This is a genomic window from Actinoallomurus acaciae (assembly GCF_042429965.1).
GTDB lineage: Bacteria > Actinomycetota > Actinomycetes > Streptosporangiales > Streptosporangiaceae > Actinoallomurus > Actinoallomurus acaciae.
The window spans coordinates 1-3,520 of the sequence record NZ_JBHLZP010000698.1 but is presented as its reverse complement, the minus strand read 5'-3'; the positions used below and the strand labels follow the sequence as shown (position 1 = coordinate 3,520).

The following is a 3,520-nucleotide window of genomic DNA, read 5'->3' as shown; positions in this document are numbered from 1 at the left end:
TCGCGGTCGATCCGATGGAGCTCCTCCCGGACCGGATGCCGGCGATCGGCCGGTGGGCCGGGTCCGAGCTGCTCCCGCAGGTCCGGCTGCGCGACCGCACGCGGGCGCTGCCGCGCGAGGCGACCGCCCACCTCCTGACCATGCTCGCGATCTCGAAGCCGGACGCGATGTACCCGGGCATCGGGCCGGTCCGCGAGGCCTGCGACCCGGCCTCCCTGGCGGAGTTCTCCTGGGCGCTGTTCCGCAGCTGGCAGGCGGCCGGCGCGCCGGCCCGGGACGGCTGGGCGCTGACCCAGCTCGGCTGGCTCGGCGACGACGAGACGGTACGGCGGCTCGCGCCGGTGATCCGGGCCTGGCCGGGTGAGGGCGGGAACGCCAAGGCGGTCAAGGGCCTGGACGTGCTCGGCGAGATCGGCACCGACGTCGCGCTGATGCACCTGAACGGAATCGCGCAGAAGGTGCGGTTCCCGGCGCTCAAGGCGCGGGCCCGGGCGCGCATCGACGAGGTCGCCGCCCGGCTGGGCCTGACGCCCGAGCGGCTCGCCGACCGGCTGGTGCCGGACTTCGGTCTCGACCCCGACGGCACCCTCGTCCTCGACTACGGGCCCCGGCGGTTCGTCGCCGGCTTCGACGAACAGCTCCGCCCGTACGTCACCGACGAGCACGGCGGACACCGTAGGACACTGCCGAGGCCCGGGACCAAGGACGACCCCTCACTGGCCGAGGAGGCGTACCGGAGGTTCGCCGGGCTCAGGAAGGACGTCCGCACGATCGCCGGCGATCAGGTCCGCCGGCTGGAGACCGCCATGGTGACCCGGCGCCGCTGGACGCTCGCCGAGTTCCGGGACCTGTTCGTCACGCACCCGCTGACGTGGCACATCACGCGCAGGCTGGTGTGGACCGCCGAGGACGGCGACCGGACGACGGCGTTCCGGATCGCCGAGGACCGCACCCTCGCCGGCATCACCGACGACGCGCTGGACCTGCCCGGACCGGCGACGATCCGCATCGCGCACCCCGCCGACCTCGGCGGCGACCTGCCGGCCTGGTCCGAGCTGTTCGCCGACTACGAGATCCTGCAGCCCTTCCCGCAGCTCGGCCGGACCGTGCACACCCTGACCGGGGACGAGCGGTCCAGCGGCCGGCTGGACCGCTTCGAGGGCCGCACGATGCCGATCCGCGGCGTACTGCGACTGATCCGGCGCGGCTGGGAACGGGGAGAGCCGCAGGACCACGACACGACGCGCTGGGTCTCACGGGAGCTGGCCCCCGGCCGTCACCTGGTGATCGGCCTCGATCCGGGCATCGTCGCCGGAGCGGGCATCGACGACCCCGAACAGAAGATCCTGCACGCCCGGCTGGACGATCGCCGACCGGACCGCGACGGCCCCGCCTTCAACGCCGTGGACTTCGACGCGGTGGACCCGGCGATCATCTCCGAGGCCCTCGCGAACCTGACCGAGGCATTCGAGGAGACGACGCCAACGACCGTGTGACGTGGTGACGGGCCGGTGGTCACGGGCCGGTGGTGATGGACCCCTCGCACCGTCCTGGATACAGGGCCGTGCGGCTGTGGACGAGCGGAACCCGCCCCCTTGAGGGCGGGTTCCGCGCATCGGCTCAGCAGGCGTCGAGGAGGTCTCCCAGGGCGGACTTCTCGTCGCTGGTCACGAACAGCTCGAACTTGTACTTCACGCTCACGTACTCCTCGCCGTACGTGCACCAGTACGACGTGTTCGGCGGCTTCCACTCGCTGGGGTCCTTGTCGCCCTTGGAGCTGTTGCTGGAGTTCGACGCGATGATCAGCTGTGCGTCGGTCAGGTCGTTGCCGAACGCCTTGCGCTGGGCGGCGGTCCACTGGTCGGCGCCGGTCCGCCACGCGTCGGCGAGCGGCACGATGTGGTCGATCGTCGCCTGGGAGACCACGGTGACCGTCTTGTCGTCGTAGGCGCTGTACCAGGAGCCCGAGGTCGGCTGGCAGCCGTCGCTGCCCTCGACCACGTTCTCGCCGTCGCGGGCGAGCACGTCCTGGCGGGTGGTGCAGCCGTCGGGCTGTTCGGCCCAGACGTCGAAGGCGTCGCGGCTGTAGCCGTCCATGCTGTGCGGGGTGCCGACCGTGAGCGCGGCGAGTTCGGTCCGCGCGGTCGACTCCGACGGGGGCGGTGGCGGGTCGGCCAGCGCCTGGGTGGAAGGTCCGATGAGACTCGCGATCCCGATCAGGGTCGCCACGAGCGTAACGGCACGTCGCACTGCTGAGGTCCTCTCATCCGTGGATCCCGCTCCCCGCATGAGACTCGCGCCCAGAGTCAACCAAATGGTTACTAGACGGTAAATACGCCTGTATTGACCGGATCTGGACAAATGGCCCATCCGCCATTTCCGTCTCGCGCGTCGCGCTCGCACGGCCGGGGCACGGGGGCCGAGGTCCCCAGAAGCGGCGGCTCGGGCAGGATGGGCGGAATGTCCACTCCCGTTCCTCCGGTCGACGCCACGCTCGTGTCCCGGCTCCGCGCCTTGGAGCCGTCGTGGGGACCCGTACGGATCGTCGCGGTGGACGGGCCGAGCGCGGCGGGCAAGACCACGTTCAGCGCCGCTCTGGCGGCCGCCCTGGACGGCGCGCCGGTCGTGCACTCCGACGACTTCCCGGTGCCCTGGGACGGCGAGCCGCTCGCCTGGTGGCCGCCCCTCACCGCGCACGTGCTTGCGCCGCTGCGTGCCGGCCGTCCCGGGCGTTTTCGCCGGTACGACTGGCGGCGCGGCGCGTACGCCGAGGAGATCACGGTCCCGGTCGCGCCCGTGCTGGTCATCGAGGGGGTCGGCGCCGCGCGCCAGGAGCCGCCGGCGGCGTTCCGCATCTGGGTGGAGGCCCCGCGCGCGGCACGGAGGCGGCGCGCGGCCGGGCGCGGCGACGACCTGGCCGCCTGGGATCACTGGGCCGAGACCGAGGCGAAACTGTTCACCGCGGACCGGACCCGCGAACGGGTCGACCTGGTCATCAACGGTAATTTCTCGTAGCCCGTCCGACCTATCCCGTAATAATGGCCGACATGGGGAAAGTGTGGCGATGGGTAATGCGCTCGGAAACGACCCTGGGGCTGTTCCTGCTCGTCGTCGCGCTCGCGGGCGCCGGCATCGTGATCGACTGGATGTCGTCGGCCGAGCACGGCTGCGCGCCGCACGACACGGCCGCCATCTGCGACGACGGCCTCAAGAACCTCATCACGCCGATCTGCGTGTTCGGCACGCTCGCCTTCTGCGCGGTGTCCGTCATCGGCGTCAAGTGGTCCTCGCTCGCGTGGATGCGCCGCTGGACGCTCATCGGGCTGGCCGGCGAACTGGTCTGCCTGGCGACCGGCGCCGTCCTCGCCGCGACCGGCCCCTGAGAACCCGGCCGCTGGCCCGTCAGGACGCCGGGTCGTCCACGTCCGCGCGGGTACGCCCGCCGGCGAGCGTCGCGTAGCCGGGACCCCGGTCGAAGAAGGCCGCCGGGCCGCGTGCGTCGCGCAGGCGCGCCCGCAGC

The 3,520-nt window shown here is 72.2% G+C and carries 4 protein-coding genes; 3 read left to right on the top strand and 1 reads right to left on the bottom strand.

From position 1 onward, the window contains the following. Positions 1-1,496 (top strand): DUF4132 domain-containing protein (locus ACFFNX_RS45255; protein ID WP_378212482.1); only part of this gene is annotated, 1,496 nt, incomplete at its 5' end. Positions 1,497-1,620: 124 nt separating this feature from the next. Here ACFFNX_RS45255 and ACFFNX_RS45250 read toward each other — a convergent pair. Next, complete coding sequence (locus ACFFNX_RS45250) at positions 1,621-2,250, bottom strand: GmrSD restriction endonuclease domain-containing protein (protein WP_378212481.1); 630 nt, start codon at positions 2,248-2,250, stop codon at positions 1,621-1,623. A 210-nt stretch (positions 2,251-2,460) separates the two neighbouring features. Between ACFFNX_RS45250 and ACFFNX_RS45245 the strand changes: the two genes are divergently transcribed. Next, entirely contained in the window at positions 2,461-3,015 is a 555-nt protein-coding gene (locus ACFFNX_RS45245; protein ID WP_378212480.1) for a uridine kinase family protein, read from the top strand. Between the two features lie 56 nt (positions 3,016-3,071). Next, entirely contained in the window at positions 3,072-3,383 is a 312-nt protein-coding gene (locus ACFFNX_RS45240; RefSeq protein WP_378212478.1) for a hypothetical protein, read from the top strand. Positions 3,384-3,520 lie beyond the last annotated feature (137 nt).